We start from the raw sequence: 25703 nt of genomic DNA on the forward strand, positions 1-25703 counted from the left end.
ACGGGCGCCCGACCCCGCTCGGCGAGGGGGGGGGGGCGGCGCGCGCGGGCGGGGGGGGCCGCCCGCCCCCCGGCCGGGGGGGGGGGCGCCCCCGGCCGCCGGCGGCGCGGCGCCGGCCTCCGGCCGCTCCGGTTCCTCCGGATCGGCCAGGAAGTCCGTCACCGCCAGGGCGAAGAGCAGGGCCAGGGCCAGGCCGACGACGACCCAGCCGGTCGGGTGCGACCACAGGACGAAGGTGAGCACGGCGGCCGCGACCAGGATCCACACGATCCAGGTGTGGAAGCGGCGGACGAACGGGCCGACCGGGCCCAGCCGCATCCCCGCCCGGTCCGCCGTCGATCGGGTGGCGGCGATGCCCGAGTGCCACAGGCCGCGCACCAGGACGGCCGGGCGGCTCGGCCCGGACAGCCAGGCGACCAGGGCGACGAGGACGCCGACGACCGCGAAGACCCGGACCGAGGTGCGCAGGAAGCGGATCAGCGTGTCGTAGACCGAGCCGGCGGCCGCCGGGGAGACCGAGGAGGGCAGGGCGTTGAGGTAGACCGTACGGAAGACGGTCAGGGCGATCCCGAGGACGATCGCCGCCACCGCGAAGCCCAGGGCGCCGGCGACCAGCGCCCGGCGCCTGCGCACCGCCAGCAGCACCCCGCCGGCCACGCAGAGCACGGCGATCACCGGCAGCCACACGCCCAGCGTCTGGAGCAGCGCGAACCCGGTCTTCGCCTTCCCGATGTCGTCGGACCGCAGGACCGTGAAGTCGGTGTGCACCTCGGGGATGTTGGAGGCGACCGTGAGGCCCGAGTCGACGAGGCGTTCCTTCACCCGCTCGATGACCGGCGCCAGGTCGATCGTGACCGCGTCCGTCTCGATCTTCACGGCCCCGTCCTCGTCGCCGGTCAGGGCCCGGTCGAGGGAGGTGTGGATCGCCCGGTTGGCGTCGCTCCAGATGGTCTGGAAGGCCGGGGAGGCGACGACGTCCTGGGCACGGTCGTGGACGAAGCTGGAGAGCGCGCTCTCCAGCGAGCCGCCGAGCTTCCCGAGCGCCTTCTCCACCAGCGGCCGCTGGTCGGGGGCGACTCCTTCGAGGAGCGCGGGCAGGTCGATGTGCTCCATCACGGCGCCGGTCACCCGGTTCGCGACCGCCGCCTGCACGTCCGGGTCGGAGGCGAGCGGCTCCACCGTCTGCACATAGCGGTCGGTGTCGCCGAGCAGGTCCGAGGTCCAGGCCGCGACCAGGCCCAGCGGCACGAGGACGCAGCCGACGACGATCAGCAGCGCGGCGAAGAAGGACCGCAGCCGGTGGTGCTCCCGTTTCGGCGCGCCCTGCGCGGCCGTCGCCTCCAGCGCGGCCACGCGGGCCCGCAGCGTGGTGAGTTCGTCGTCGTTCCCGCCGGCTGGTGCTCCCATGCGGCCACTGTGCGGGCGGGGCGGGCGCCCGTCGCCCCGGGCGGACCGAACGGGTGACGCCGGAGCGGACCCGTGGGCGATCATGCCGGTATGACTTCGCTGCCGATCTGTGCCGTGCTCGACGACTACCAGGGCGCCGCCCTCGCCTCCGCCGACTGGAGCCCGCTCCACGGCCGGGTGGAGGTGCGGGTGCTGCGCGACCACCTGACGGACCGGGAGGCGCTGGCCGCCGCCGTCGGGGACTGCGAGATCCTGGTGGTGATGAGGGAGCGGACGCCGCTCGACGCCGCCCTGCTCGACCGGCTGCCCCGGCTGCGGCTGGTCGTCACCTCCGGGATGCGCAACGCCTCGATCGACCTGGCCGCCTGCCGGGAGCGCGGGATCACCGTCTGCGGCACGGCCAGCGGCTCCGAGCCGCCCGCCGAGCTGACCTGGGCGCTGATCCTGGGCCTGGTCCGGCACGTCACGACGGAGGCGCGGGCGCTGCGCGAGGGCGGGCCCTGGCAGTCGACCGTCGGCGGCGACCTGGCGGGCCGCACGCTGGGCCTGCTCGGCCTGGGGAAGATCGGCGGCCGGGTCGCCGCCGTCGGCCGCGCCTTCGGCATGGACGTCCTCGCGTGGAGCCCGAACCTGACGGAGGAGCGGGTCGCCGCGCACGGCGACGGCGTGCGGCTCGCGAAGGACAAGACGGAGCTGTTCGCGGCGAGCGACGTGGTCTCGCTGCACATGGTGCTCTCCGACCGCACCCGCGGCCTCGTCGGCGAGCCGGAGCTGCGGGCGATGCGGCCGGGGGCGTACCTGGTGAACACCTCGCGGGCGGGTCTGGTGGACGGCCCGGCGCTGCTGCGGGCGCTGCGCGAGCGGTGGTTCGCGGGGGCCGGGCTCGACGTGTACGAGACGGAGCCGCTGCCGGCCGACGACCCGCTGCGCACCCTCCCGAACGTGCTGGCCCTCCCCCACCTCGGCTATGTCTCCGAGGCGAACTACACCCGCTACTTCGGGCAGGCGGTGGAGGACGTGGAGGCGTACCTGGCGGGCGCGCCGGTCCGCGTCCTCTCCTGAGGCGGTCAGTCGAGCACGGTACGGGCCAGGGCGAGGAACTCCTCGTCCGTGAGGCCCTGTTCGCGGGCTTCGGCGGCGGCCTCGCGCAGCCGGGTGACGAGGCGGGCGCGGTCGGGGGCGGTGGCGCCGGGGACGACGATGGCGCCGCGGCCGCGGCGGAGTTCGATGAGGCCCTCCTCGCGGAGCCGCTGGTAGCCGCGGAGGACGGTGTGGACGTTGACGCCGAGGGAGTCGGCGAGTTCGCGGGCGGCCGGGAGCCGTTCGCCGGGCGCGGCGGTGCCGTCGGCGAGGGCGCCGCGGACGCAGGCGGCGATCTGGTCGCCGAGCGGGACGGCGGAGGCGGGGTCGACACGGAAGAGCACGGTCAGAGCCTTCCACGGCGTTCGACGAGGGTGTTGAGGAGGGCGGCGGCGGTACGGGCGTCGGGCACGGTGACGGCGAACTCGCGGCCGTCGCCGCGCCGGACGACCAGGGCCTCGCCGGAGCGGAGGATCACGCCGGTGCGGTGGGCGCGGACCCGGTAGCCCCAGCCGCCGAACTCGCCGAGGGCGGCGACCTCGCGCACGTCCGCGCCGGCGATGTCGGCGAGCGGCACGTGGACGCGGGGGCGGGGGACGAGCGTCGAGCGGACGGTGAGGCCGTGGCGGTCGACGTTGACGCGGACCCGGGCGAGCGCGAGGCCGGGGACGCCGATCAGGACGGCGAGCGGGAGCAGCGGCCAGGTTCCGAGGAGGGCGGCGACGGCGCCGGCGGCCGGCAGGAGCAGGCCGAGCGCGGTGAGCGGGGCGGAGGCGGTGGCGCGGGACCAGCCGGCGATCTCGCCGGCGCCGAGGTCGAGGCGGGGCGCGTCCGGGTCGACGCCGGGGCCGTCCGCGGCGGCGGTGGTGTCCTCGGGCGGGACCAGGCGGGAGAGGGCGTGCCCGGCGAGGGCGCAGACCGCGCCGACGGCGAGCGCGACGGCGAGGTTCGTGAGCGGGGAGCGGACCCCGGCGGCGTCGGCCGCGTCGAGGTTGTCCCGGACGACCAGGCAGAGCAGCGTGCCGAGGAGCCCCGCGGTCAGCCAGGCGCCCCACAGCGCGCCGCGCCGGACGAGGGCGGTCCAGCCGGCGCCGAGGGTGAGCAGCAGCGCGGCGCCGACGACGGCGAAGGCGGTCCGGCCGGTGAAGCCGTCGGCCTCGCCGCCGGTGGAGAAGTGGGTGGCGAGCGGGTCGGGCAGCCGGTCGGACCAGACGGCGAGGAGCAGCAGGTACGCGGCGGTGGCGAGCAGGAACGGGAGCGCGGCGAGGGCGCGGAGGCGGAGCGGGGCGCGGAGCGCGGCGGTGCGTGGGGCGGTGGACATGGAACCCTCCCGTGGTCTCTCGCTCTCGATCTGACTTGTTCGCACTCTACTAGAACAATGTGGTTTGGCGGCAGGCCCCTGCCCGTCTCCGTTCCGGATGCGGGCCCCCACGGCCGGTTGTTGAATAGGGCAGATCAGCGACATAAGCAGACCTTTGCCGCCGAATGGGGAGTCTTCATGCGCCGTCGGTCCGCCGCCGCCCTCACCGTCCTCGCCGCCCTGACCGCGGCCCTCGCCACCGGCTGCGGCAGCGACGACGAGCCCGACCCGCTGCGGAACCAGCAGTGGGCGCTGAACGCGCTGAAGCTCCCCGACGCCTGGTCGACCGCCGAGGGCGAGGACACGGTGATCGCCGTCGTCGACACCGGCGTCGACCCCGACCACCCGGACCTGCGGGGACGGCTCGTGGACGGCTACGACTTCGTGGACGGCGACGACGAGCCGAAGGACCTCAACGGGCACGGCACCCATGTCGCCGGCATCGCCGCCGCCCACACCGACAACGGCGTCGGGATCGCGGGCGGCGCGCGCGGCGCGAAGATCATGCCGGTCCGGGTGCTGGGCGCCGACGGCAGCGGCAGCGACGCGAACATCACCAAGGGGATCGTCTGGGCCGCCCAGCACGGCGCCGACGTCATCAACCTCTCCCTCGGCGAGTCCGGCCTGATGGCCCGGCTGCTCAAGGGCGGCGTCCTCAACGACGCGATCTCGGTGGCCAACGGCAAGGGGGCGGTCGTGGTGGCCGCCGCCGGCAACGACGCGACCCTGCTCCAGCCGTACGAGCTGGAGACCCCGGTCCTCGTCGTCAACGCGGCCGACGCGAACGGTCAGCCGGCCTCCTTCACCAACTTCGGCGCGCAGGACGCGGTGGCGGCGCCCGGCGTCGACATCCTCTCCACGCTGCCGACCTACACGTCGAAGGAGACCCTGAGGAACACCACGGGGTACGGCAAGCTCTCCGGCACCTCGATGGCCTCGCCGTACGTCTCCGCCGTGGCCGCCCTCCTCCACCAGCAGGGCCTGTCCCCCACGGAGATCATGGCGGCGATCCGGGACACGGCGAAGAACCCGACGCAGAACCTCAAGCTGGGCCTCGGCAACGTGGACGCGGCCGCCGCGGTGAAGGCGGCGGCCGACGGACAGTGACGCGGAGGCTCGGCCCTTCCGGGGCTCAGCCCTCCAGGACCGCCCGCAGCGTCTTCGCGAACTCCTCCGGCGCGCCCTGCTGGCCGAACTCGCCGCCCAGGAAGCCCGCGTGGTGGCTGGGGAAGACGGCGAGCGGGGTGCCGAGGCGGTCGGCGAGCGCGGCGGCGGCCCGGGCCGCGAGCTGCCCCCGGGACTCCTCGCCCGCGGCGACGACGATCCGGGCGCCGGCCGCGCCGACCGCCTTCAGCGCCTCGGTGTCGGGGACGTACGAGGTGCAGAAGCGCAGGTTCCGGCCGAGCAGCGGGTCGTCGCGGCGCCCGTCGTCCCCGGCCGGCAGGCCGAAGGTCTCCGGCGGCGGCACCGGCAGCCCGGACCAGTCCGCCGGGAACGGCCCCTCGTGGCTGGTGAGGGCGATGAACTTCGCCATGCCGACGCCCCAGCCGTCCCGCAGGTAGGTCGCGTGGACGTCCGCGCAGGCGGCCAGGGCCTCGGCGCCGTCCGGGACGATCCCGGCGGCGGGCGGCTCGTGGGCGACGAGGGTGTGCACCAGCTCGGGACGGCGGGCGACCAGGGCGAGGGCGTTGACGGCTCCGCCGCTGCTGGCGAAGACGTCCACCGGACCGGCGGCCAGGTCGTCGATCAGCCGGGCCAGGTCGTCGGCGTGCTCCTCCGGCCGGATCTCCACCGGGCCGCCGTCGGCGGTCTCGCTGCGGCCGACGCCGCGGGGGTCGTACGTGACGACGGTCCGGTCCGTGAAGTGCGAGGCGAGCGTGGTGAATCCGGTCGCGTCCATGGGGGAGCCGATGAGCAGCAGAGGACGCGGGTCCGCACCGGTGCCGGGGCGGACGTCGTAGCGCAGGGTCGCGCCGGCGGTCTCCAGGATGCGGGTGGTGGGCTCGGCCATCGTTCTCTCCTCCGTGCGGTGCTCTCACGGGTGTAGACGACCGCCGGGCCGGAAACTCATCGCCCGGATCGGGCCGTCCTCTACTCGCCGCACTCGTGGGCGGACGGGTCGACCACCACGCGGTCCAGCAGGCCCCGCAGCAGGGTCCGTTCGGCCTCCGTGAGGTCGGCGAAGAGTTCGCGCTCGGCCTCGCTGACGGCGTGGTCGATGCGGTCGAGGACGGCCGCCCCGGCCGGGGTGATCTCGACGATGTGGCGGCGCCGGTCGGACGGGTCGCGGCGTCGCTCGGCCAGCCCCTCCGCCTCCAACTCGTTGAGGATCGCCACCAGTTGACTGGGGTCGATCTCCATCGCGGCGGCCAGGTCGCGCTGGCTCATGGGCGCGGGGGCGAGCTGCATCAGGGTCATCGCGTTGCGCGGATGCAGCCCCTCGGCGCCCAGGGCGGAGCGGATGCGCGCGCCGGTGAGCTCTCCGCGGAAGGAGAGGAGGAAACCGAGCCGGTCGGTCGGGAGGGCTGCCATGTCGTCCACCGTAACAACAAGTACATTGTGGAGCGAGAGAAATCGTTGTTACGCTTCAATGGTTTCCGTCCCCGGATCGTTGGAGCACCCCCATGTTCATCGCCTATGCCGTCGTCGCCGGCCTGCTCGCCCTCGCCATGACCGGCTCCGCCGTCATGACCTTCACCCGCAACCCGGCCGTGGCGGGGAACATGACGAAGCTGGGGGTGCCGGAGACCTGGCTGCCCTGGCTGGGCACGGCGAAGGTGGCGGGCGCGCTCGGCCTGCTCGCCGGCCTGGTGGTCCCGGCGCTCGGCGAGGCCGCCGCGATCGGCCTGGTCCTCTACTTCATCGGCGCCCTCATCACCCACGTGCGCGCGAAGGACTACACGCTGGCGCCGGTCGTCGTCCTGACCGTGCTCCCGGCGGTCGCCCTGGTGCTGCGCATAGCCAGCGCCTGATCCCCGCCCGACGGAACGGAAGGAAGCGAGACGAGACGAGACGAGACGAATCGTCTTGCCAAAGGGTCCCCCCACGCCGTACGGTCGACGAGTCGAGACGAACCGTCTCGTCACTCGTCCCGTGTCCCCGACGGCAGGAGACCGCCCTTGTTCCGTGCGTCACTCACCGAGGTCACCAAGCGCTACGACGACCGGTACGTCCACCACCGGACCGTCCTCGACCGGGCCTCCCTCACCGTCCGCCCCGGCGAACGCCTCGGCGTCGTCGGGGACAACGGCTCCGGGAAGTCCACCCTGCTCCGGCTCCTCACCGGCCTCGAAACCGCCGACAACGGCACCGTGGCCGTCGAGACCCCCGGCGGCCTCGGCCATCTCGCCCAGACCCCCGACCTCCCCGCGACCGCGACCGTCGGCGACGCCGTCGACCACGCGCTCGCGGAGATCAGGGAGCTGGAGCGGGAGATCCGGGCCGCGGAGGGCGCCCTCACCCCCGCCGGACTCGACCGGTACGCCGGACTGCTCGCCGCCTACGAAGCGCGCGGCGGGGCCGGGGCCGACCGGCGGGTGGCGACCGTGCTGCGCCGGCTCGGCGAGACCGCCCCGCCCGACCGGGACCGGCCGCTGGCCACGCTCTCCGGCGGGCAGCGGGCCCGGCTCGCCCTGGCCGGCGTCCTCGCCGCCGACCCCGAACTGCTGCTGCTCGACGAGCCGACCAACGACCTCGACGACGAGGCCGTGGCCTGGCTGGAGGAACGGCTCCGCGCCCACCGGGGCACGGTCGTGGCCGTCTCCCACGACCGTGCCTTCCTCGACCGGGTCGCCACCGCGATCGTGGAGGTCGACGAGGACCGGCACACCCTGCGCCGCTACGGCGACGGCTACGCCGGCTACCTCGCCGGACGCGCCGCCGAACGGGCCCGCAGGGCACGCGAGCACGAGGAGTGGAAGGCCGAGCTGGCCCGCCACCGCGCCCTCGCGGACAGCGCCATCGACCGCTTCACCGCCATCCCGCGCAAGGCCCCCGCCGCCTTCAGCGGCGCCGGCGCCTTCCGGGCCCGGTCGCGGGCGCACGGCGCGATGAGCAGGATCCGCGCCGCCCGCGAGCGGCTGGCCCGGCTCACCGACCACCCGGTCCCGCCGCCGCCCGAACCGCTGCGCTTCCGGGCGGCGCTCGACGGTGACGGAGCCGCCGTCGAGCTGACCGGCGTCCGCGTCGACGGCCGCCTCCGGCTCGACGCCCTGCGCCTCGAACCGGGCGAGCGGCTGCTCGTCACCGGCCCGAACGGCGCGGGCAAGACCACCCTCCTCCAGGTCCTGGCGGGCGAGGTCGCCCCGGACGCGGGGGCGGGGGCCCGGGCCCCCCCCGGGGGGCTTCGACCCCCGCGCAAAGCCACCCCCCACCCCCCCCCGACCGGGGGGGGGGGGGGGGGGGCCCCCGGGCGGGGGGCCGGTCCCCGGGCCCCGCCCGGGTCGGACTGCTCCGCCAGGACACTGCCTCACCCCACGACCCCCGTACGGTGGGCGAGGCATTCGGAGAGGGCCGCGAGGACGAACTGCTCGCCCTCGGGCTCTTCACGGCCCGGGATCTGACGACCCCGGTCCGACTGCTGTCGACGGGCCAGCGCCGCAAGCTGGAACTGGCCCGGCTGGTGACCGCCCCGGCCGACCTGCTCCTCCTGGACGAGCCGACCAACCACCTGGCCCCCGCCCTCGTGGAGGAGATCGAGGCCGCGCTCGCCACCTACCGGGGCACGCTGGTGATCGTCAGCCACGACCGGCGGCTGCGCTCCGGCTTCCGGGGCCGGCGCCTCGTCCTGGAGCCGGCGGCCCTGACGACGGCCCGCTAGTCGTCCTCGGATCCCTCCAGGTCGCCCTCCGTCTCCAGGAACACCTGGCGCAGCGCGGCCAGGGTCTCCGGGTCCGGCTTCTCCCACATGCCGCGCGACTCGGCCTCCAGGAGGCGCTCCGCGATGCCGTGCAGGGCCCAGGGGTTGGCCTCCTTGAGGAAGGCCTGGTTCGTCTCGTCGAGGACGTACTCCTGGGTGAGCTTGTCGTACATCCAGTCGGCGACGACCCCGGTGGTGGCGTCGTAGCCGAAGAGGTAGTCGACGGTCGCGGCCAGCTCGAAGGCGCCCTTGTAGCCGTGGCGGCGCATCGCCTCGATCCAGCGCGGGTTGACCACCCGGGCCCGGAAGACCCGGGAGGTCTCCTCCACCAGGGTCCGGGTGCGGACGGTCTCCGGGCGGGTCGAGTCGCCGATGTACGCCTCGGGGGCGGTGCCCCGCAGCGCGCGGACGGTCGCCACCATGCCGCCGTGGTACTGGAAGTAGTCGTCCGAGTCGGCGATGTCGTGCTCGCGGGTGTCGGTGTTCTTCGCCGCCACCGCGATCCGCTTGTACGCGGTCTCCATCTCGGCGCGCGCCGGGCGGCCTTCGAGCCCGCGCCCGTACGCGTACCCGCCCCACACCGTGTACACCTCGGCCAGGTCGGCGTCGGTGCGCCAGTCCCGCGAGTCGATCAGCTGGAGGATGCCGGCGCCGTAGGTGCCGGGCCGGGAGCCGAAGATGCGGGTGGTGGCGCGGCGCTCGTCGCCGTGCTCGGCGAGGTCGGCCTGGGTGTGGGCCCGGACGTAGTTCTCCGACGCGGGCTCGTCGAGCCCGGCGACCAGCCGGACGGCGTCGTCGAGGAGGCCGATGACGTGCGGGAACGCGTCCCGGAAGAAGCCCGAGATGCGCAGCGTGACGTCGACGCGCGGGCGGCCGAGCTCGGCGAGCGGGATCGGCTCCAGGCCGTTGACGCGGCGGGACGCCTCGTCCCACAGCGGCCGGACGCCGAGCAGCGCCAGCGCCTCGGCGACGTCGTCGCCGGCGGTGCGCATCGCGCTGGTGCCCCACAGGGAGAGACCGACGGAGGTGGGCCACTCGCCGTTGTCCTCGCGGTAGCGGGTCAGCAGCGAGTCGGCGAGCGCCTGGCCGGTCTCCCAGGCGAGCCGGGACGGCACGGCCTTCGGGTCGACGGAGTAGAAGTTCCGGCCGGTCGGCAGCACGTTGACCAGGCCGCGCAGCGGCGAGCCGGACGGGCCGGCCGGCACGAAGCCGCCGTTCAGCGCGTGCACGGCGTGGCCGAGTTCGTCGGTGGTGGCGGCGAGGCGCGGCACGACCTGCTCGCAGGCGAAGCGCAGGACGTCCCGGACCTCCCGGCCGTACGCGGCGGCGACCTCGGCGACCGCGTCCACCGACCAGCCGGCCGCCTCCATCGCCTCGACCAGCTCGCGGGCCTTCGCCTCCGCCTCGTCGGCGGTGGTGCGGGTCGCGGCGGACTCGTCCAGGCCGAGCGCCTCGCGCAGCCCGGGCAGCGCCTGTGTGCCGCCCCAGATCTGGCGGGCGCGGAGGATGGAGAGGACCAGGTTGACCCGGGCCTCGCCCTCCGGCGCGCCGCCCAGGACGTGCAGGCCGTCGCGGATCTGGGCGTCCTTGACCTCGCACAGCCAGCCGTCGACGTGCAGCAGGAAGTCGTCGAAGCCGTCGTCGTCGGGCCGCTCCGCCATGCCGAGGTCGTGGTCGAGCTTGGCGGCCTGGATCAGGGTCCAGATCTGGGCGCGGATCGCGGGCAGCTTCGCCGGGTCCATGGAGGAGATCTGCGCGTACTCGTCGAGCAGCTGCTCCAGGCGCGCGATGTCGCCGTACGAGTCGGCGCGGGCCATCGGCGGCACCAGGTGGTCGACGAGCGTGGCGTGGACGCGGCGCTTGGCCTGGGTGCCCTCGCCGGGGTCGTTGACGAGGAACGGGTAGACGAGCGGCAGGTCGCCGAGGGCCGCGTCGGGGCCGCAGGCGGCGGACAGGCCGGCGTTCTTGCCGGGCAGCCACTCCAGGTTGCCGTGCTTGCCCAGGTGGACCATGGCGTCGGCGCCGAAGCCGCCGTCCTCCGCGCGCGCCGCGATCCAGCGGTAGGCGGCCAGGTAGTGGTGCGACGGCGGCAGGTCGGGGTCGTGGTAGATCGCGATCGGGTTCTCGCCGAAGCCGCGCGGCGGCTGGATGAGGACGAGCAGGTTCCCGCGCCGGAGCGCCGCGAGGACGATGTCGCCCTCCGGGTTCCGGGACCGGTCGAGGAACATCTCGCCGGGCGCCGGGCCCCAGTGCTCCTCGACCCGCTCGCGCAGCTCGGCCGGCAGCTCGGCGTACCAGCGCTTGTAGTCGGCGGCCGGGATGCGGACCGGGTTCTTCGCCAGCTGCTCCTCGGTGAGCCAGTCCTGGTCGTGGCCGCCGGCCTCGATCAGGGCGTAGATCAGCTCGTCGCCGTCGCCGGAGACCAGGCCGGGCAGCTCCTCGGCCGGGCCGAAGTCGTAGCCCTCGGCGATCAGCCGGCGCAGCAGGGCGACGGCGGAGGCGGGGGTGTCGAGGCCGACGGCGTTGCCGATCCGGGAGTGCTTGGTCGGGTACGCGGAGAGGACCAGCGCCAGCTTCTTCTCGGCGTTCGGGATGTGCCGGAGGCGGGCGTGCCGGACGGCGATGCCGGCCACCCGGGCGGCGCGCTCGGCGTCGGCGACGTAGGCGGGCAGGCCGTCCTCGTCGATCTCCTTGAAGGAGAACGGGACGGTGATGAGCCGGCCGTCGAACTCCGGGACGGCGACCTGGCTGGCCGCGTCCAGCGGCGACAGGCCCTCGTCGTTCTCGTCCCAGGCGGAGCGCGAGCTCGTCAGGCACAGGGCCTGGAGCACCGGCACGTCGAGCGCGGCGAGCGCGCCCGCGTCCCACGCCTCCTCGTCCCCGCCGGCCTGCGCGGCGGCCGGCTTGGTGCCGCCCGCGGCGAGGACGGTGGTGACGATGGCGTCGGCGCCGCGCAGCACGGCGAGGAGTTCCTCCTCGGGGGCCCGCAGGGAGGCCACGTACAGCGGCAGCGCGCGGGCCCCGGCGTCCTCGATGGCGTCGCAGAGGGCGCCGACGAAGGCGGTGTTGCCGCTCATGTGGTGGGCGCGGTAGTAGAGCACGGCGACCGTCGGGCCCTCGGTGACGCGGGCCGTGCGCTCCAGCGGGCCCCAGGTGGGGGCGGGCGCCGGGGCCTCGAAGCCGTGGCCGGTGAGGAGGACGGTGTCGGCGAGGAAGCGGGCCAGCTGCTCCAGGTTGGCGGGGCCGCCGTGGGCGAGGTAGGCGTGCGCCTCGGTGGCGACGCCGACGGGCACGGTGGAGGCGGCCATCAGCTGGGCGTCGGGGGCCTGTTCGCCGCTGAGGACGACGACCGGCTTTCCGGCGGCGAGGACCGCGTCGAGGCCCTCCTGCCAGGAGCGGACGCCGCCGAGCAGGCGGACCACGACCAGCTCGACGCCGTCGAGCAGAGCGGGGAGGTCGGCCAGCGGGAGCCGGGAGGGGTTGGCGAAGCGGTACTCCACCGGCCCCCCGGCCGCGCGGGCGCTGAGCAGGTCGGTGTCGGAGTGCGACAGCAGCAGGAGCATGGCGAGGCTCAGGCCCTTCCTCGGGGTTTCCGCGCCCCGGGTGGTCGTGGTCGGCGGGGAGTTCCTGACTCACCCGTGCCGTCGCCGGCTCGGGCTCACAGTGGCGGGACCGCGCCGGATTCTCACCGGGCTTCCTCCCCGGGGTCCTGGGACCCCATGCCGATCTGCATAGTAGATCCTGGCGTCGGCGGGCCGGAGGGGGCCGGGGAGTCGGCCGGATCACACTCGGTGGCCGCCCGGTTCCCCGTGGGTATGCTCGCCGCCATGCCGCCGACCCCGCCCAGCCCGCCCGAACCGGGCGAACCTCGCATACGGGACCGTGGCGACGCGTGCCCGGGGGCGCTCCGGCTGCACGCCGCCGCCGACGGATTCCTCGCCCGACTCCGGCTCCCCGCCGGGAGACTGACGTGCCATCAGGCACTCGTCCTGGCCGACGCCGCCGAGACCCTGGGCGACGGCAGCCTCTCCGTCACCTCGCGCGGCAACGCCGAGCTGCGCGGGCTGCGCGACGGCTGCGGCGCCGCACTCGCCGCGCTCCTCGGCGACGCCGGCCTGCTGCCCTCCCCCACCCACGAACGGGTCCGGAACATCGTCGCCTCCCCCGCCGCGGGACTCGACGGACTCGGCCACGCCGACGTGCAGTTGTGGGCCCGCGCCCTGGACGCGGCGCTGTGCGCCGAACCCCGCGCGGCGGCCCTCTCCGGCCGTTTCCTCTTCGTCCTCGACGACGGCCGCGGCGACGTCGCCGGACTCGGCGGCGATGTGACCTTGATCGCAGCCCCGGACGGCGCCGCCCTCCTGGAGACCGGCTCCGGGACCTTCCGGCTGCCCGCCGCCGACGCCGTCCCCGCCGCCCTCGCCTGCGCCCTCGCCTTCCTCGACGCCGCCGCGGCCGCCGCCACCGGCGCCTGGCGCCCACGCGAACTCCCGCCCGGGCACCTCCCGGACTGGGCCGGCGCCCTCGCCCGGGCGGCGATCACCGCGGAGCCCGTACCCCCGTTCTCCTCCCCGGGGACGCCACCGCCCGCGCCCGGACCGCTCGGCGAGCACGCCCTGCACGTCCTCGCCCCGCTCGGCCGGCTCACCGCCGGCCGGCTGCGGGCGCTCGCCGACGGCGCCGCCGAGCTCCGGCTCACGCCGTGGCGCGGGGTGGTCGCCGTCGGCACCGACGGGACCCGGCTCCCCGCCCTGGAGACGGCCGGCCTGATCAGCGACCCGGCCGCCCCCGGCACCGGCGTCACCGCCTGCACCGGCCTGCCCGGCTGCGCCAAGTCCCTCGCCGACGTGCGGGCCGACGCGGCCCGCGCGCCCGGCGGCCCGCTGCCCGTGCACTACTCCGGCTGCGAGCGCCGCTGCGGCCATCCGCACGGCACCTGGATCGAGGTCACCGCCCGGGACTCCGGCACCTATCTGCTGGACGGCGCGCCCGTCCCCCGCACCGCCCTGGCCGAAGCCGTGGCGGCGGCCCGTACGAGAAAGAGCTGAGGATGTACGAGTACGAGAAAGACGGCGCCGAGATCTACCGCCGCTCCTTCGCCACGATCCGCGCCGAGGCCGACCTCGGCGCCCTGCCCGCCGACGTCGCCACCGTCGCCGTCCGCATGATCCACGCCTGCGGCATGACCGACCTCGTCCGGGACATCGCGTACTCCCCCGGCGTCGTCACCCGCGCCCGCGCCGCCCTCCAGGCCGGCGCCCCCATCCTCTGCGACGCGCAGATGGTCGCCTCCGGCGTCACCCGCAAGCGGCTGCCCGCCGACAACGACGTGCTGTGCGCGCTCTCCGACCCGGCCGTGCCCGCCCTCGCCGCCGAGCTGGGCACCACCCGCTCCGCCGCCGCCCTCGAACTGTGGCGCGACCGCCTCGAAGGCTCCGTCGTCGCCATCGGCAACGCCCCCACCGCGCTCTTCCACCTCCTGGAGATGATCGCCAAGGGCGCGCCGAAGCCCGCCGCCGTCCTCGGCATCCCCGTCGGCTTCATCGGCGCCGCCGAGTCCAAGGACGCCCTCGCCGCCAACGACCTCGGCCTCGACTACCTGGTGGTCCGCGGCCGGCGCGGCGGCAGCGCCATCACCGCCGCCGCCCTCAACGCCCTCGCGCACGAACCGGAGATCCAGCAGTGACCGTAGTGAAGGGCAAGCTGTACGGGGTCGGCCTCGGCCCCGGCGACCCGAACCTCCTCACCCTCGCCGCCGTGAAGGCCATCGCCGAGGCCGACGTCGTCGCCTACCACTCGGCCCGCCACGGCCGCTCGATAGCGCGCTCCATCGCCGCCCCCCACCTCCGCGAGGACCACGTCGAGGAGCGGCTGATGTACCCGCTCACCGTGGAGACCACCGACCACCCCGGCGGCTACCGGGGCGCCCTCGACGACTTCTACGAGGAGGCCGCGGCCCGGCTCGCCGCCCACCTCGACGCGGGCCGCACGGTCGCCGTCCTCGCCGAGGGCGACCCGCTGTTCTACGGCTCCTACCAGCACATGCACAAGCGGCTCGCGGACCGCTACGACACCACCGTCATCCCCGGCGTCACCTCCGTCAGCGCCGCCGCCGCCCGCCTCGGCGAGCCGCTGTGCGAGGCCGAGGAGGTCCTGACGATCATCCCCGGCACCCTGCCCGAGGACGAGCTGGCCGCCCGCCTCGCCGGCACCGACTCCGCCGTCGTCATGAAGCTCGGCCGCACCTTCCCCACCGTGCGGCGCGCCCTGGAGCGGGCCGGCCGGCTGGACGACGCCCGGTACGTGGAGCGCGCGTTCATGGCCGGCGAGCGCACCGACCGCCTCGCCGACGTGGACCCGTCGACGGTCCCGTACTTCTCGGTCGCCGTCCTCCCCTCCCGCATCGACCAGGCCAATCCGGTGCGCGAGCGCGGCGAGGTCACCGTCGTCGGCACCGGCCCCGCCGGCGCGCCCTGGCTCACCCCCGAGTCGCGCGGCGCGCTCGTCAACGCCGACGTCCTCGTCGGCTACACCACCTACCTCGACCGGGTGCCGGTCCTGCGCCCCGGCCAGATCCGGCACGGCTCCGACAACAAGGTGGAGTCCGAGCGGGCCGAGTTCGCCCTCGACCTGGCCCGGCGCGGGCACAAGGTCGCGGTCGTCTCCGGCGGCGACCCCGGCGTCTTCGCCATGGCCACCGCCGTCCTGGAGGTCGCCTGCGAACCGGCGTACGCGGACGTGCCCGTCCGGGTCCTCCCCGGCGTCACCGCCGCCAACGCCGCCGCCGCCGCGGCCGGCGCGCCCCTCGGCCACGACTACGCGACGATCTCGCTGTCCGACCGGCTCAAGCCCTGGGACGTCATCGCGGCCCGGCTCCGCGCCGCCGCCGAGGCCGACCTCGTCCTCGCCCTCTACAACCCCGGCTCGAAGTCCCGCACCCACCAGGTGGCGGCCGCCCGCGACCTCCTCCTGGAGGTCCGCTCGCCCGACACCCCCGTGGTCGTCGCCCGTGACGTCGGCGGCCCGGAGCAGTCGGTGCGGGTGGTGACGCTGAAGACCCTGGAGCCCTCCGAGGTCGACATGCGGACCCTGCTCCTCGTCGGCTCCTCGCAGACCCGGGCGGTCGACCGCGGCGACGGCCGCACCATCGCCTGGACCCCGCGGCGGTACGGCTGACGGCTCAGTCCCGGGTGAAGGTCCCGAGTCCTTCGCCGTCCAGGTACTCGACGGTGAAGGACTTCCCGTCCGCGGCGAAGGTGACGCCGGTGCGGCCGACGGCGTTCTCGCCGCGGGTCTCGAAGCTGAACACGTCGCCGTCGTAGTGGGCGAGGCGGTACGACTGGGGCTCCGGCCCCAGCCGGAGCGTCAGCGTCCCGTCGTCCCCGGCCACGACCTCCGCCCGGCCGTAGTAGGCGCTGCGGTACGTGCCGGTGTAGGCGTCGGCGTCCTTCGCGGGCACGGCGTCCGCGGGCGGGCGGGCGTAGTCGGTGTCCGACCGGCCCTCGTCCTCCTGCTGCTGGTAGACGGCGTCGACCAGCGGGATCCAGTCCCGGCTGACCTCACCGGTCTCCGCGATGTCGAAGAAGTCGAGGGCGACGGCGTCGGCGACGCCGACCGGCGAGGTGTTGGTGAGGACGACGATGCCGAGTTCTTCGCCGGGCAGCATCGTCACGTTGGTGTGCGCGCCCTCGGCGAACGCGCCCGTGTGGGACAGCCGGAGGCGTCCGGCGTCGTCGTAACTCACGTTCCAGCCGAGGCCGTAGAAGCCGGTGCGGGCGGCCGGGGCGCGCGGCGGACTCGCCACCGCCTCGGGCCAGTGGGTGCGCTCCAGGGCGTCTGCCGCGACGATCCGCTTCCCGTCCAGCTCGCCGTTCGCGAGCTGGAGCCGCAGCCAGACCGCCATGTCACGGGCGGTGGAGCTGACCCCGCCGGCGGGCGACTGCGCGTCCGGGTCGCGGACGAACTCCGGCTTCCACTCCCCGCCGGTCCTCACGTGCCCCCAGGCCCGGTCGGGAGCCTTCTCGAAGTCCTCGAAGCGGGAGCTGGTGTCGTCCATCCCGGCCGGCCCGTAGAGCACGTCCTCGGCCAGCTTCTCCCACGGCACGCCCTTCTCGTCGGCGACGGCCTGCGCGGCCGCCGTCAGGCCGAAGTTGGTGTAGGCGTAGCTCGCGCGGAACGGCGCCAGGGGCTCGTACCGCAGGTGGGACAGGATGTACTCCCGGTCGTAGCCGAGGTCTTCGAGCAGGTCGCCCGCGTGGTCGGGCAGCCCGCTGCGGTGCGAGAACAGGTCCGCGACCGTGACGTGCGAGGTCACCCACGGGTCCTTGAGCGCGAAGCGCGGCACGTGCGGCGCGACCGGCTGCGACCAGCCGTCGACGCCGACGGCGCCGGAGACGACCGTGGAGGCGATCGGCTTCGAGACGGAGGCCAGCTGGAAGACGGTGTCGGCGTCGACGGCGGCGCTCTCGCCCGCCTTCCGCACCCCGTACCCCTCCAGGTGCAGCACCTTCCCGTCGTGCACGACGGCGACGGCGACCCCCGGCACCCCGGTCCGCTTCATGGCCGCCTCGACCACCCCGTCCAACCGGTCGACGGCCCGCCGCACATCGGCGGCGTCGAGCTCGGGCGGGGGCTGGTTCGGCGGCGGCGTAGGAGCGGGGGTGGGGCCGGGGCTCGGCCCGAGCGCGGTGACGCCGAGCAGTGCCGCCAGCCCCGTCGCGACAAGCCAGCGAACGGTAGCCACGCCTCCCATTGAACGCCGGGCGGGGGTGTCTGTCGCGGCGAGGGGGTCAGAGCGCGGCGGCCCAGGCGGCGGCCTCCTCCGGTGTCGTCGCCGTCGGGACGCCCTCCGGGGCCGGGGGGCGGCGGACGACGACGACCGGGATGCGCGCCTCGCGGGCGGCGGTGAGCTTGGGGGCGGTGGCGGCGGCGCCGCTGTCCTTCGTCACCAGGACGTCGACGCGGTGACGGGCGATCAGCTCCCGCTCCCCGTCGAGGGTGAACGGCCCCCGGTCGAGCAGGACTTCGGTCCGGGCCGGCATCGGGGCGTCCGGCGGGTCGACCGACCGCACCAGGAACCACTCCGGGCGGTCGGCGAAGGCCGCGAGGCCCATCCGGCCGGTGGTCAGGAACACCCGGTCGCCGAGCCCGTCCAGCGCCTCCGCCGCCTCCGCCAGGGAGCCCGCGTCCCGCCAGTCGTCGCCCTCCCCCGGGACCCAGCCGGGGCGGCGCAGGGCCAGCAGGGGAACATGGGCGGTGGCGGCCGCCCGGGCCGCGTTGAAGCTGATCCGCTCGGCGAAGGGATGGGTGGCGTCGATGACCGCGTCCACGGCGTGCTGCCGCACCCACGCGGCGAGCCCGTCCGGCCCGCCGAACCCGCCGATCCGGACCTCCCCGGCCGGCAGCCGGGGCGCCGCGACCCGCCCCGCGAGGGAGCTCGTCACCCTCGTCCCGGGGTGCAGCAGCCCGGCCAGGGCGCGGGCCTCGGTCGTCCCTCCGAGAATGAGTACGTGCATAGGAGCCTCTTCGTGAGTACCGGCGGCGGGCGCGAGGCCCAACTCAAGCACACCGGTCTCCGGCCCGGCTGGACGACCGGGGCCTGCGCGACGGCCGCGACGACCGCCGCCTACACCGCGCTGCTCACCGGCGACTTCCCGGACCCGGTGACGATCACCCTGCCCAAGGGCCAGACGCCGTCCTTCGCGCTGACGGCGGAGTCCCTGACCGGCGGCGCGGCCATGGCGGCCGTGGTGAAGGACGCGGGCGACGACCCGGACGTCACCCACGGCGCGGTGATCCGCTCGACGGTACGGCTCCTCCCGGCGGGCTCCGGGGTGGTCTTCCGCGCGGGCGAGGGCGTCGGCACGGTCACCCTCCCCGGCCTCCCCCTGGAGGTCGGCGAGCCGGCGATCAACCCGGTGCCGCGCGAGCTGATGCGCGCCCACGTGGCGGAGGTGGCGGCGGCCCACGGGGCGCCCGGCGACGTCGAGATCACGGTCTCCGTGGACGGCGGCGCGGAGATCGCCCGCTCCACCTGGAACCCCCGCATCGGCATCCTCGGCGGCCTGTCGATCCTCGGCACGACCGGGATCGTCGTCCCGTACTCGTGCTCGGCCTGGATCGACTCGATCCGCCGGGGCGTGGACGTGGCCCGCGCCGGCGGTCTCACCCATGTCGCCGGCTGCACCGGCTCCACCTCCGAGCGCACGGTCACCCGGCTCTACGACCTGCCGGACATCGCCCTGCTCGACATGGGCGACTTCGCGGGCGCGGTCCTCAAGTACATCCGCCGCCACCCCGTCGACCGCCTGACGGTCTGCGGCGGCTTCGCGAAGCTCTCCAAGCTCGCCGCCGGCCATCTGGACCTGCACTCGGCCCGCTCCCAGGTCGACAAGGGCTTCCTCGCGGAGCTGGCCCGGGAGGGCGGCGCGCCGGACGCCCTGGCGGCGGAGGTCGCCGAGGCCAACACGGGCCTCGCCGCCCTCCGCCTGTGCGAGGCCGCCGGCGTCCCCCTGGGCGACCTGGTGGCCGCCCGCGCCCGCGACGAGGCCCTGGCGGTGCTGCGCGGCGCCCCGGTCACCGTCGACGTGGTCTGCATCGACCGCGCGGGCACGGTGGTGGGCCGCTCGACCCCGGCCGGGCCGTAACCGGCGCGCCCGTAGAACGGTCGGCCCGTGACCGGCGCGCCCGTAGAACGGTCGGCCCGTGACCGGCGCTCCCGTAGAACGGCAGGCCCGTAAAACGGCAGGACACCGCCCCGGACCGGCGCCGAGAATCCCCGCATGGCCGACTTCTCGCACAAGCCCACCCTCACCGGTGACCTGGTGGTCCTCCGTCCCGTCACCGAGGCCGACGTGCCCGCGCTGCTCCCGATGTTCGAGGACGCCGAGGTGACCCGCCTGACCGGCAGCCACACCCGCTTCGACGAGCCCGCGCTGCGCCGCTGGTACGGCTCGCGGGCCGCGACCGACGACCGGCTCGACCTGGCGGTCGTGGAGCGGGCGACGGGCCGGGTGATCGGCGAGGCGGTCCTCAACGAGTGGGACCCCGGCAACGAGAGCTGCGCCTTCCGCATCTGCTTCGCCCCCGAGGGCATCGGCCGCGGCCTCGGCACCGAGGCGACCCGCCTCCTCGTCGGCCACGCCTTCGACGCCCTCGGCCTCCACCGCGTCTGGCTGGAGGTCTACGCCTTCAACCCGCGCGCCCGCCGCGCCTACGAGAAGGCCGGCTTCACGGCCGAGGGCGTCCTGCGCGGCGCCCTGCTGTGGGAGGGCGAGCGGGTCGACGCGACGGTGATGTCGGTCCTGGCGCCGGAGTGGGCGGCGGCCCGTCAGGCCGTCGGGTAGCCGATCTCCGCGATGTCCTCGGCGAGGTCCGCGGGCGTCGTCGCCGGGTTGAGGGCCGTCACGACCTCCGGGGTCAGCGGGCGCAGGGCCAGGACGTGGCGGACGGCGTCGACGGCGACCGGCGTCCCGTAGTAGTCCGAGGCCCACTCGGCGTACGCCTCCGCCGTCCGGTCCACGAGGAGGTGGAGGAGGCGGCCGGAGCCGTCCGGGTCCGGGTGGTCGTCCAGGTCGGGGAAGGCGACCGGGCCGGTGCGCCAGGCCGTGTCCGCGGTCTCGCGCCACAGGCAGGCGGTGGTCACGTGGACGTCGTCCTCGTCCAGGAAGGCGGGCTCCGTCAGGTACTCCCGGAAGGCGTCCGGGACGCCGTCGAGGACGCCGGGCCAGGTCTGCCCGTCCGCGAGGGGCCCGTACGGGCTCAGCGGCGACTCGTGGTCGAAGACGCGCGCGAAGGCGCCCGCCGGGGAGAGGACGATCGTGTACTCGCCGCCCTGGCCGTCCTTCATCGACGCCAGCTGCTCGGTCTCGGACCAGTGCGCGTCGAAGGAGTAGAACCGGCCCTCCCACGCGGGGCTCAGCACGGCGTCCAGCATCGCGAGCCCCCGGGAGCGGTCGCACAGTTCCTCGATGCCCGGCAGCGCCCGGGCCGTGTCGTAGACGGTCATGGGTCCCATTGAAAGGGGTGCCACCGACATGCGGCGCCCCGCCCCCGAACCTAGGCTTACCCCCACGAAACCCCCGCACGAGAGGGAGTCCCATGGCGAAGCGTGGCAACAAGAAGCGGGCCCGCAAGAAGAAGAAGGCGAACCACGGCAAGCGGCCCAACGCCTGAGCCGTGCCGGGGCCCCGGGGATCGGACTCCCCGGGGCCCCGCCGCGTGTCAGCAGGTGTGGCGGTCGCGGGCCGGGTCGTAGAGGTGGCTGTCGCGGAACTCGGAGGCCGCGAGCGTGCGGCCGACGATGATGACGGCCGTCTTGGTGATGCCCGCCGCCTTCACCTGCTCCGCGATGTCCTCCAGGGTACCGCGCAGGACGACCTCGTCGGGGCGGCTGGCCATGGCGACGACGGCGGCCGGGCAGTCCACGCCGTAGTGGGGGACCAGCTCGGAGACGATCCGGTCGACGTACCGCGCGCCGAGGTGGAGGACGAGCAGGGCGCCGCTGCGGCCGAGGGTGGCCAGGTCCTCGCCCTCGGGCATGGGGGTGGCCTGCTGGGCGATGCGGGTGAGGACGACGGTCTGGCCGACGGTCGGGACGGTCAGCTCCCGCTTGAGCGCCGCCGCGGCCGCCGCGAAGGCCGGGACGCCGGGCACGACCTCGTACGGGATGCCCGCCGCGTCGAGCCGCCGCATCTGCTCGGCCATGGCGCTGAAGACGGACGGGTCGCCGGAGTGGAGGCGCGCCACGTCCTGGCCGGCCGCGTGGGCGGCGGCGATCTCCGCGACGATCTCGTCCAGGTGCATCTTCGCCGTGTCGACGAGCTTCGCGTCCGGCGGGCACTCGGCGAGCAGCTCGCGGGGGACGAGGGAGCCGGCGTAGAGACAGACCCCGCAGGCCGCGAGGGTGCGGGCGCCGCGCACGGTGATCAGGTCGGCCGCGCCGGGGCCCGCGCCGATGAAGTAGACGGTCATGCGTTCGTTGAACCCTTCGTTACGGACCACTGGGTGACCGGCATGGACGCGCGCCAGCCGGTGAAGCCGCCGACGGGCACGGCGGCGGAGACGGCCAGCCGGATCAGCTCGCCGCCGTGCCGGGCGTACCAGCGGGCCAGCAGCGCCTCGGACTCCAGGGTCACGGTGTTGGCGACGAGCCGGCCGCCGTCGGGGAGCGCGTCCCAGCAGGTGTCGAGCAGGCCGGGGGCGGTGAGTCCGCCGCCGACGAAGATCGCGTCGGGGGTCTCCAGGCCGGCCAGGGCGTCGGGCGCGGGGCCGGTGACGACCCGCAGCCCGGGGACGCCGAGGGCGGCGGCGTTGCGGCCGATCCGCCCGGCCCGTTCGGGGGACTTCTCGACCGCGATCGCCCGGCAGTCGCGGTGGGCCCGCATCCATTCGACGCCGATGGAGCCGGAGCCGCCGCCGACGTCCCAGAGCAGTTCGCCGGGGGCGGGGGCGAGCGCGGCGAGCGTGGCGGCGCGGACGTACCGCTTGGTGAGCTGCCCGTCGTGCTCGTACGCCTCGTCGGGCAGCCCGGGCGTGCTGCCGAGCCGCAGGGTGCCGGGGTCGCGGACGCAGTCGAGGGCGAGGACGTGCAGGGCGTCGGTGCGCGGGTGCGGCCAGTCGGCGGCGGTGGCGTCGAGGAGCCGTTCGGCGGGGCCGCCGAGCTGCTCCAGGACCCGGATCCGGGTCCCGCCCCAGCCCGCCTCGCGGAGCAGCGCCGCCACCCGCGCGGGCGTCTCGGGGCCCTCGCCGAGGAGGAGGAGCCGGCGGCCGGGGTGGAGCGCGGCGCGCAGGGCGTCGAGCGGCCGGGCGACGAGCGAGAGCGTGTCGACGGCCTCCAGGGGCCAGCCGAGGCGGGCACAGGCGTAGGAGACGGAGGACGGGTGCGGGCGGACGTCGAGGTCCAGGTCCCCGGCGGCCTCGGCGAGGGTGCGGGCGATCCCGTAGAAGGAGGGGTCTCCGCTGGCGAGGACGGCGGTCCGGCGGCCGGCCGCGGTGTGCTCGGCGAGCAGCCCGGGGACGGCGGGGCGGAGCGGGGACGGCCAGGCGATCCGCCGGCCCGGGCAGTCGTCCGCGGGCAGCAGGTCCAGCTGGCGGGGGCCGCCGATCAGCACCTCGGCGGCGCGCAGGACCCGGCGGGAGCCCTCGGGGAGCCCGTCCCAGCCGTCCGCGCCGATCCCGACGACCGACACCACCGATATCGCAGCGTTCACGTCGGGGACTCTACGTGAGGGGCGCAGGTGGGCGGCACGTGGCCGCCCTCACGTCCGGGGCCCGGAGGGCCTGCCCCGCCGTGCCCTCACTTCTGCGCGTTCTGCCCCACGTAGAAGAGGAGCCAGACGAAGCCGGCGAAGGCGTGGGTGGCGAAGACGTACACGAAGACGCGGAGCATCACGCCCCGCTCCTTCCAGCTCTCGTTGTCGTGCGTCTTCTCCGTCATGGCGTCCAGGGTACGGGTACGGGGCGGGCGGGCCCGGGGCTCGCGGGCACGGGGCGCGCGGGCCCGGGGCGGAGTACGGCGTCGGGAGGGGTCGGAATACGGGGACGGGTGGCACCGTTGAGCGGGATAGTTTAAGCTTCAACCACTAACCCGGAACGCGAGAGGTGACCACGATGCAGTTCGGGATCTTCACCGTCGGCGACGTGACGACCGACCCCACCACCGGCCGCACCCCCTCCGAGCACGAGCGCATCAAGAACACGGTCGCCATCGCGCTCAAGGCGGAAGAGGTCGGACTCGACGTCTTCGCGACCGGCGAGCACCACAACCCGCCGTTCGTCCCGTCCTCCCCGACCACCCTCCTCGGCCATATCGCGGCCCGCACGGAGAACCTGATCCTCTCCACGTCCACGACGCTGATCACCACCAACGACCCGGTGAAGATCGCCGAGGACTACGCGACCCTCCAGCACCTCGCCGACGGCCGCGTCGACCTGATGATGGGCCGCGGCAACACCGGCCCGGTCTACCCGTGGTTCGGCCAGGACATCCGCCAGGGCATCCCGCTCGCCATCGAGAACTACGCGCTCCTCCACAAGCTGTGGAGGGAGGACGTGGTCGACTGGGAGGGCAAGTTCCGCAGCGCGCTCCAGGGCTTCACGGCCACCCCGCGCCCGCTCGACGGCGTCCCGCCGTTCGTCTGGCACGGCTCCATCCGCTCCCCGGAGATCGCCGAGCAGGCCGCGTACTACGGCGACGGCTTCTTCGCCAACCACATCTTCTGGCCCAAGCAGCACACCGAGAAGATGGTCCGCCTCTACCGCCAGCGGTACGCGCACTACGGCCACGGCACCGAGGAGCAGGCGATCGTCGGCCTCGGCGGCCAGGTCTTCGTGCGGAAGAACTCCCAGGACGCGGTACGGGAGTTCCGCCCGTACTTCGACAACGCGCCGGTCTACGGCCACGGCCCCTCCCTGGAGGAGTTCAGCAGCCAGACCCCGCTGACCGTCGGCTCCCCGCAGGAGGTCATCGAGCGCACCCTGTCCTTCCGCGAGTACGTCGGCGACTACCAGCGCCAGCTCTTCCTCGTCGACCACGCCGGACTGCCCCTGAAGACGGTCCTCGAACAGCTCGACATCCTCGGCGAGGAGGTCGTCCCGGTGCTCCGCAAGGAGTTCGCGAACCTGCGCCCCGCCGGCGTCCCCGCCACCGCCCCGCTCCACCCCGCCGTCCTCGCGTCGAAGGAGGTCTGACGCCATGCAGACCCTGAAGCTCGTCGCCGTGTCCGCCGGACTCAGCGCCCCCTCCTCCACCCGGCTCCTCGCCGACCGGCTCCTCCAGGCCGCCCGCTACCGGCTGGCCGAGCAGGAGTACGCGGTCGAGGTCGAGGTCGTCGAACTCCGCGACCTCGCCGTGGACATCGCGAAGAACTTCGTGACGGGCTTCCCCTCGGAGGCGCTCCAGGAGGCCATCGACAAGGTGACCGGCGCGGACGGCGTCATCGCGGTGACGCCCGTCTTCACCGCCTCCTACAGCGGCCTCTTCAAGTCCTTCTTCGACCTGATCGACCCGTCCGCGCTCACCGGTACGCCGGTCCTCCTCGGCGCGACCGGCGGCACCGCCCGCCACAGCCTGGTCCTCGACCACGCGCTGCGCCCGCTCTTCGCCTACCTGCGGGCCCGGACCGCCCCGACCGCCGTCTACGCGGCCTCGGAGGACTGGGGCACCGGCGGCGACGAGTACACCGAGGGCCTGCCGCACCGGATCACCCGCGCGGGCGAGGAGTTCGCGGACCTGGTCGGGGCCGGCGCGAACAGCCGTCCCGGGCCCGAGGAGGAGCTCGTCCCCTTCGAGAAGCAGCTGGCCGACCTCCGCCTCGACTGACGGTTTTGTTACGTTGTGAGAGGTAATCGGAAACTCCCGACGAACGGAGGTCGGCGATGGCCGGCGGCAGGATCGTGGTGGGCGTGGACGGCTCGGAGCCTTCCCTGAAGGCACTGAAGTGGGCGGCCGCCCAGGCCGCCCTCACCGGGGACACCCTCCACGCGGTGACCGGCTGGGAGTACCCGGCGTCCTGGGCGACGCTGATGCCGGGCGTCCCACCGGAGTTCGACCCGGAACGCCTCGCCAAGCAGATCCTCGACCAGTCCCTCACCGAGGCCCTCACCCCCGAGGAGGCGGCCGCGGCGACCCGCACGGTCGTCGGCGGCAACGCGGCGCAGGCGCTGATCGACCAGGCGGAGGGGGCGAGCCTGCTGGTCGTCGGCGACCGCGGCTACAGCGGCTTCAAGGCGGCCGTCCTGGGCTCGGTCTCCACCAACGTCACCCAACACGCCCCCTGCCCGGTCGTAGTGGTCCGAGGCACCTGACCCCCAACGGCACCCACCACCACGCCACCGCCGTTGCGGGCAGCGCCCCCACCGTTTCGTTGCGGGCTGCGCCCGGCTGGGGCGTTGCGGGCGACCGCGCCGCTGCCGTTGTGGGCAGTTGTTCCACTGTGGCGGTGCCCACCCCCGGGCCCGGCGGGGCCGTTGCGGGCTGCGCCCGCGCCGCTGCCGTTG

The 25703-nt window shown here is 75.0% G+C and carries 24 protein-coding genes, 1 pseudogene and 1 riboswitch; of the genes and pseudogenes, 13 read left to right on the forward strand and 12 right to left on the reverse strand.

The window, feature by feature from the left end:
* On the reverse strand, positions 1 to 1407 hold a 1407-nt coding region (locus tag ACFW1I_RS05530; protein ID WP_384666306.1), incomplete at its 3' end, for a hypothetical protein.
* 90 nt (positions 1408 to 1497) lie between these two features.
* On the opposite strand from ACFW1I_RS05530, the gene ACFW1I_RS05535 reads away from it, so the two are divergent.
* On the forward strand, positions 1498 to 2469 hold the full coding sequence (locus ACFW1I_RS05535; protein WP_384666308.1) for a D-2-hydroxyacid dehydrogenase family protein: 972 nt from the start codon (positions 1498 to 1500) through the stop codon (positions 2467 to 2469).
* Between the two features lie 5 nt (positions 2470 to 2474).
* On the opposite strand, the gene ACFW1I_RS05540 is transcribed toward ACFW1I_RS05535, so the two are convergent.
* Both ACFW1I_RS05540 and ACFW1I_RS05545 read right to left on the reverse strand, forming a co-directional pair.
* Positions 2475 to 2831, reverse strand: coding sequence for a GntR family transcriptional regulator (locus ACFW1I_RS05540; RefSeq protein WP_384666310.1), 357 nt, complete (start codon positions 2829 to 2831; stop codon positions 2475 to 2477).
* 2 nt (positions 2832 to 2833) lie between these two features.
* Complete coding sequence (locus ACFW1I_RS05545; RefSeq protein ID WP_384666312.1) at positions 2834 to 3808, reverse strand: DUF1648 domain-containing protein; 975 nt, start codon at positions 3806 to 3808, stop codon at positions 2834 to 2836.
* Positions 3809 to 3985: 177 nt separating this feature from the next.
* On the opposite strand from ACFW1I_RS05545, the gene ACFW1I_RS05550 reads away from it, so the two are divergent.
* Positions 3986 to 4954: a S8 family peptidase gene (locus tag ACFW1I_RS05550; RefSeq protein ID WP_384666314.1), complete on the forward strand. Its 969-nt coding sequence runs from the start codon at positions 3986 to 3988 to the stop codon at positions 4952 to 4954.
* 25 nt (positions 4955 to 4979) lie between these two features.
* Here ACFW1I_RS05550 and ACFW1I_RS05555 read toward each other — a convergent pair whose 3' ends face one another.
* Entirely contained in the window at positions 4980 to 5858 is an 879-nt protein-coding gene (locus ACFW1I_RS05555; protein WP_384666316.1) for an alpha/beta fold hydrolase, read from the reverse strand.
* An 80-nt stretch (positions 5859 to 5938) separates the two neighbouring features.
* Entirely contained in the window at positions 5939 to 6379 is a 441-nt protein-coding gene (locus ACFW1I_RS05560) for a MarR family winged helix-turn-helix transcriptional regulator (RefSeq protein WP_384666318.1), read from the reverse strand.
* A 92-nt stretch (positions 6380 to 6471) separates the two neighbouring features.
* Between ACFW1I_RS05560 and ACFW1I_RS05565 the strand changes: the two genes are divergently transcribed.
* Both ACFW1I_RS05565 and ACFW1I_RS05570 read left to right on the forward strand, forming a co-directional pair.
* The gene (locus ACFW1I_RS05565; RefSeq protein ID WP_384666319.1) at positions 6472 to 6819 is read left to right on the forward strand and encodes a DoxX family protein; all 348 of its coding nucleotides are present in this window, start codon (positions 6472 to 6474) and stop codon (positions 6817 to 6819) included.
* Between the two features lie 147 nt (positions 6820 to 6966).
* Positions 6967 to 8666: pseudogene (locus ACFW1I_RS05570) on the forward strand (ABC-F family ATP-binding cassette domain-containing protein).
* Here ACFW1I_RS05570 and cobN read toward each other — a convergent pair.
* Positions 8663 to 12268, reverse strand: coding sequence for a cobaltochelatase subunit CobN (gene cobN / locus ACFW1I_RS05575; protein ID WP_384666321.1), 3606 nt, complete (start codon positions 12266 to 12268; stop codon positions 8663 to 8665). The pseudogene ACFW1I_RS05570 and the gene cobN sit on opposite strands and share 4 nt — an antisense overlap.
* A 38-nt stretch (positions 12269 to 12306) precedes the next feature.
* Positions 12307 to 12441: riboswitch (cobalamin riboswitch) on the reverse strand.
* A 79-nt stretch (positions 12442 to 12520) separates the two neighbouring features.
* On the opposite strand from cobN, the gene ACFW1I_RS05580 reads away from it, so the two are divergent.
* Genes ACFW1I_RS05580 through ACFW1I_RS05590 form a run of 3 tightly spaced genes read left to right on the forward strand, consistent with a single transcriptional unit; the run spans position 12521 to position 15881 of the window.
* Complete coding sequence (locus ACFW1I_RS05580; protein WP_384666323.1) at positions 12521 to 13753, forward strand: cobalamin biosynthesis protein CobG; 1233 nt, start codon at positions 12521 to 12523, stop codon at positions 13751 to 13753.
* A gap of 2 nt (positions 13754 to 13755) precedes the next feature.
* A complete protein-coding gene (locus ACFW1I_RS05585) occupies positions 13756 to 14391 on the forward strand; it encodes a precorrin-8X methylmutase (RefSeq protein ID WP_384666325.1) in 636 nt (211 codons plus the stop codon).
* A gap of 5 nt (positions 14392 to 14396) precedes the next feature.
* Complete coding sequence (locus ACFW1I_RS05590; RefSeq protein ID WP_384666354.1) at positions 14397 to 15881, forward strand: precorrin-2 C(20)-methyltransferase; 1485 nt, start codon at positions 14397 to 14399, stop codon at positions 15879 to 15881.
* Between the two features lie 4 nt (positions 15882 to 15885).
* Here ACFW1I_RS05590 and ACFW1I_RS05595 read toward each other — a convergent pair whose 3' ends face one another.
* Both ACFW1I_RS05595 and ACFW1I_RS05600 read right to left on the reverse strand, forming a co-directional pair.
* Positions 15886 to 17457, reverse strand: coding sequence for a serine hydrolase (locus ACFW1I_RS05595; protein WP_384666327.1), 1572 nt, complete (start codon positions 17455 to 17457; stop codon positions 15886 to 15888).
* A 37-nt stretch (positions 17458 to 17494) separates the two neighbouring features.
* On the reverse strand, positions 17495 to 18220 hold the full coding sequence (locus ACFW1I_RS05600; RefSeq protein ID WP_384666329.1) for a cobalt-precorrin-6A reductase: 726 nt from the start codon (positions 18218 to 18220) through the stop codon (positions 17495 to 17497).
* Positions 18221 to 18232: 12 nt separating this feature from the next.
* On the opposite strand from ACFW1I_RS05600, the gene ACFW1I_RS05605 reads away from it, so the two are divergent.
* Both ACFW1I_RS05605 and ACFW1I_RS05610 read left to right on the forward strand, forming a co-directional pair.
* Entirely contained in the window at positions 18233 to 19351 is a 1119-nt protein-coding gene (locus ACFW1I_RS05605; protein ID WP_384666331.1) for a cobalt-precorrin-5B (C(1))-methyltransferase, read from the forward strand.
* 135 nt (positions 19352 to 19486) lie between these two features.
* Positions 19487 to 20050 (forward strand): GNAT family N-acetyltransferase, encoded by a 564-nt coding sequence (locus tag ACFW1I_RS05610; RefSeq protein WP_384666333.1) that lies wholly within the window; start codon positions 19487 to 19489, stop codon positions 20048 to 20050.
* Here the strand turns inward: ACFW1I_RS05610 and ACFW1I_RS05615 are convergent.
* Entirely contained in the window at positions 20035 to 20712 is a 678-nt protein-coding gene (locus ACFW1I_RS05615; RefSeq protein WP_384666335.1) for a hypothetical protein, read from the reverse strand. The two genes, ACFW1I_RS05610 and ACFW1I_RS05615, sit on opposite strands and share 16 nt — an antisense overlap.
* Before the next feature lie 92 nt (positions 20713 to 20804).
* Between ACFW1I_RS05615 and ACFW1I_RS05620 the strand changes: the two genes are divergently transcribed.
* Positions 20805 to 20879 (forward strand): 50S ribosomal protein bL37, encoded by a 75-nt coding sequence (locus ACFW1I_RS05620; RefSeq protein WP_099895366.1) that lies wholly within the window; start codon positions 20805 to 20807, stop codon positions 20877 to 20879.
* 48 nt (positions 20880 to 20927) lie between these two features.
* On the opposite strand, the gene cobM is transcribed toward ACFW1I_RS05620, so the two are convergent.
* The 3 genes from cobM to ACFW1I_RS05635 form a co-directional block, all read right to left on the reverse strand.
* Positions 20928 to 21677 carry a precorrin-4 C(11)-methyltransferase gene (gene cobM / locus ACFW1I_RS05625; protein ID WP_384666337.1) on the reverse strand — a complete coding sequence of 250 codons (750 nt, stop codon included), beginning with the start codon at positions 21675 to 21677 and terminating at the stop codon, positions 20928 to 20930.
* Positions 21674 to 22915 carry a precorrin-6y C5,15-methyltransferase (decarboxylating) subunit CbiE gene (gene cbiE, locus ACFW1I_RS05630; RefSeq protein WP_384666339.1) on the reverse strand — a complete coding sequence of 414 codons (1242 nt, stop codon included), beginning with the start codon at positions 22913 to 22915 and terminating at the stop codon, positions 21674 to 21676. The genes cobM and cbiE overlap by 4 nt, the downstream gene beginning before the upstream one ends.
* Before the next feature lie 86 nt (positions 22916 to 23001).
* Positions 23002 to 23142: a DUF6126 family protein gene (locus tag ACFW1I_RS05635; RefSeq protein WP_169092966.1), complete on the reverse strand. Its 141-nt coding sequence runs from the start codon at positions 23140 to 23142 to the stop codon at positions 23002 to 23004.
* Between the two features lie 173 nt (positions 23143 to 23315).
* On the opposite strand from ACFW1I_RS05635, the gene ACFW1I_RS05640 reads away from it, so the two are divergent.
* From ACFW1I_RS05640 to ACFW1I_RS05650, 3 genes are read left to right on the forward strand one after another with little or no spacing between them, the layout of a single operon-like run.
* Positions 23316 to 24395 carry an LLM class flavin-dependent oxidoreductase gene (locus tag ACFW1I_RS05640; RefSeq protein ID WP_384666342.1) on the forward strand — a complete coding sequence of 360 codons (1080 nt, stop codon included), beginning with the start codon at positions 23316 to 23318 and terminating at the stop codon, positions 24393 to 24395.
* A 4-nt stretch (positions 24396 to 24399) separates the two neighbouring features.
* Entirely contained in the window at positions 24400 to 25026 is a 627-nt protein-coding gene (locus tag ACFW1I_RS05645) for an FMN reductase (protein ID WP_384666344.1), read from the forward strand.
* A gap of 56 nt (positions 25027 to 25082) precedes the next feature.
* On the forward strand, positions 25083 to 25511 hold the full coding sequence (locus ACFW1I_RS05650; RefSeq protein WP_384666345.1) for a universal stress protein: 429 nt from the start codon (positions 25083 to 25085) through the stop codon (positions 25509 to 25511).
* The last annotated feature ends 192 nt before the right edge of the window (positions 25512 to 25703 follow it).

The sequence above is a fragment of the Streptomyces sp. NPDC058955 genome (assembly GCF_042741435.1).
Classification (GTDB): Bacteria; Actinomycetota; Actinomycetes; order Streptomycetales; family Streptomycetaceae; genus Streptomyces.

What these genes read in the sequence shown, in the direction of transcription:
- ACFW1I_RS05535 (WP_384666308.1), top strand. Translation starts at nt 1,498, where the DNA reads ATGACTTCGCTGCCGATCTGTGCCGTGCTCGACGACTACCAGGGCGCC.
- ACFW1I_RS05585 (WP_384666325.1), top strand. Translation starts at nt 13,756, where the DNA reads ATGTACGAGTACGAGAAAGACGGCGCCGAGATCTACCGCCGCTCCTTC.
- ACFW1I_RS05600 (WP_384666329.1), bottom strand. Translation starts at nt 18,220, where the DNA reads ATGCACGTACTCATTCTCGGAGGGACGACCGAGGCCCGCGCCCTGGCC.
- ACFW1I_RS05550 (WP_384666314.1), top strand. Translation starts at nt 3,986, where the DNA reads ATGCGCCGTCGGTCCGCCGCCGCCCTCACCGTCCTCGCCGCCCTGACC.
- ACFW1I_RS05565 (WP_384666319.1), top strand. Translation starts at nt 6,472, where the DNA reads ATGTTCATCGCCTATGCCGTCGTCGCCGGCCTGCTCGCCCTCGCCATG.
- ACFW1I_RS05645 (WP_384666344.1), top strand. Translation starts at nt 24,400, where the DNA reads ATGCAGACCCTGAAGCTCGTCGCCGTGTCCGCCGGACTCAGCGCCCCC.
- ACFW1I_RS05580 (WP_384666323.1), top strand. Translation starts at nt 12,521, where the DNA reads ATGCTCGCCGCCATGCCGCCGACCCCGCCCAGCCCGCCCGAACCGGGC.
- ACFW1I_RS05650 (WP_384666345.1), top strand. Translation starts at nt 25,083, where the DNA reads ATGGCCGGCGGCAGGATCGTGGTGGGCGTGGACGGCTCGGAGCCTTCC.
- ACFW1I_RS05595 (WP_384666327.1), bottom strand. Translation starts at nt 17,457, where the DNA reads ATGGGAGGCGTGGCTACCGTTCGCTGGCTTGTCGCGACGGGGCTGGCG.
- ACFW1I_RS05615 (WP_384666335.1), bottom strand. Translation starts at nt 20,712, where the DNA reads ATGACCGTCTACGACACGGCCCGGGCGCTGCCGGGCATCGAGGAACTG.
- ACFW1I_RS05640 (WP_384666342.1), top strand. Translation starts at nt 23,316, where the DNA reads ATGCAGTTCGGGATCTTCACCGTCGGCGACGTGACGACCGACCCCACC.
- ACFW1I_RS05560 (WP_384666318.1), bottom strand. Translation starts at nt 6,379, where the DNA reads ATGGCAGCCCTCCCGACCGACCGGCTCGGTTTCCTCCTCTCCTTCCGC.
- cobN (WP_384666321.1), bottom strand. Translation starts at nt 12,268, where the DNA reads ATGCTCCTGCTGCTGTCGCACTCCGACACCGACCTGCTCAGCGCCCGC.
- ACFW1I_RS05610 (WP_384666333.1), top strand. Translation starts at nt 19,487, where the DNA reads ATGGCCGACTTCTCGCACAAGCCCACCCTCACCGGTGACCTGGTGGTC.
- ACFW1I_RS05635 (WP_169092966.1), bottom strand. Translation starts at nt 23,142, where the DNA reads ATGACGGAGAAGACGCACGACAACGAGAGCTGGAAGGAGCGGGGCGTG.
- ACFW1I_RS05545 (WP_384666312.1), bottom strand. Translation starts at nt 3,808, where the DNA reads ATGTCCACCGCCCCACGCACCGCCGCGCTCCGCGCCCCGCTCCGCCTC.
- ACFW1I_RS05555 (WP_384666316.1), bottom strand. Translation starts at nt 5,858, where the DNA reads ATGGCCGAGCCCACCACCCGCATCCTGGAGACCGCCGGCGCGACCCTG.
- cobM (WP_384666337.1), bottom strand. Translation starts at nt 21,677, where the DNA reads ATGACCGTCTACTTCATCGGCGCGGGCCCCGGCGCGGCCGACCTGATC.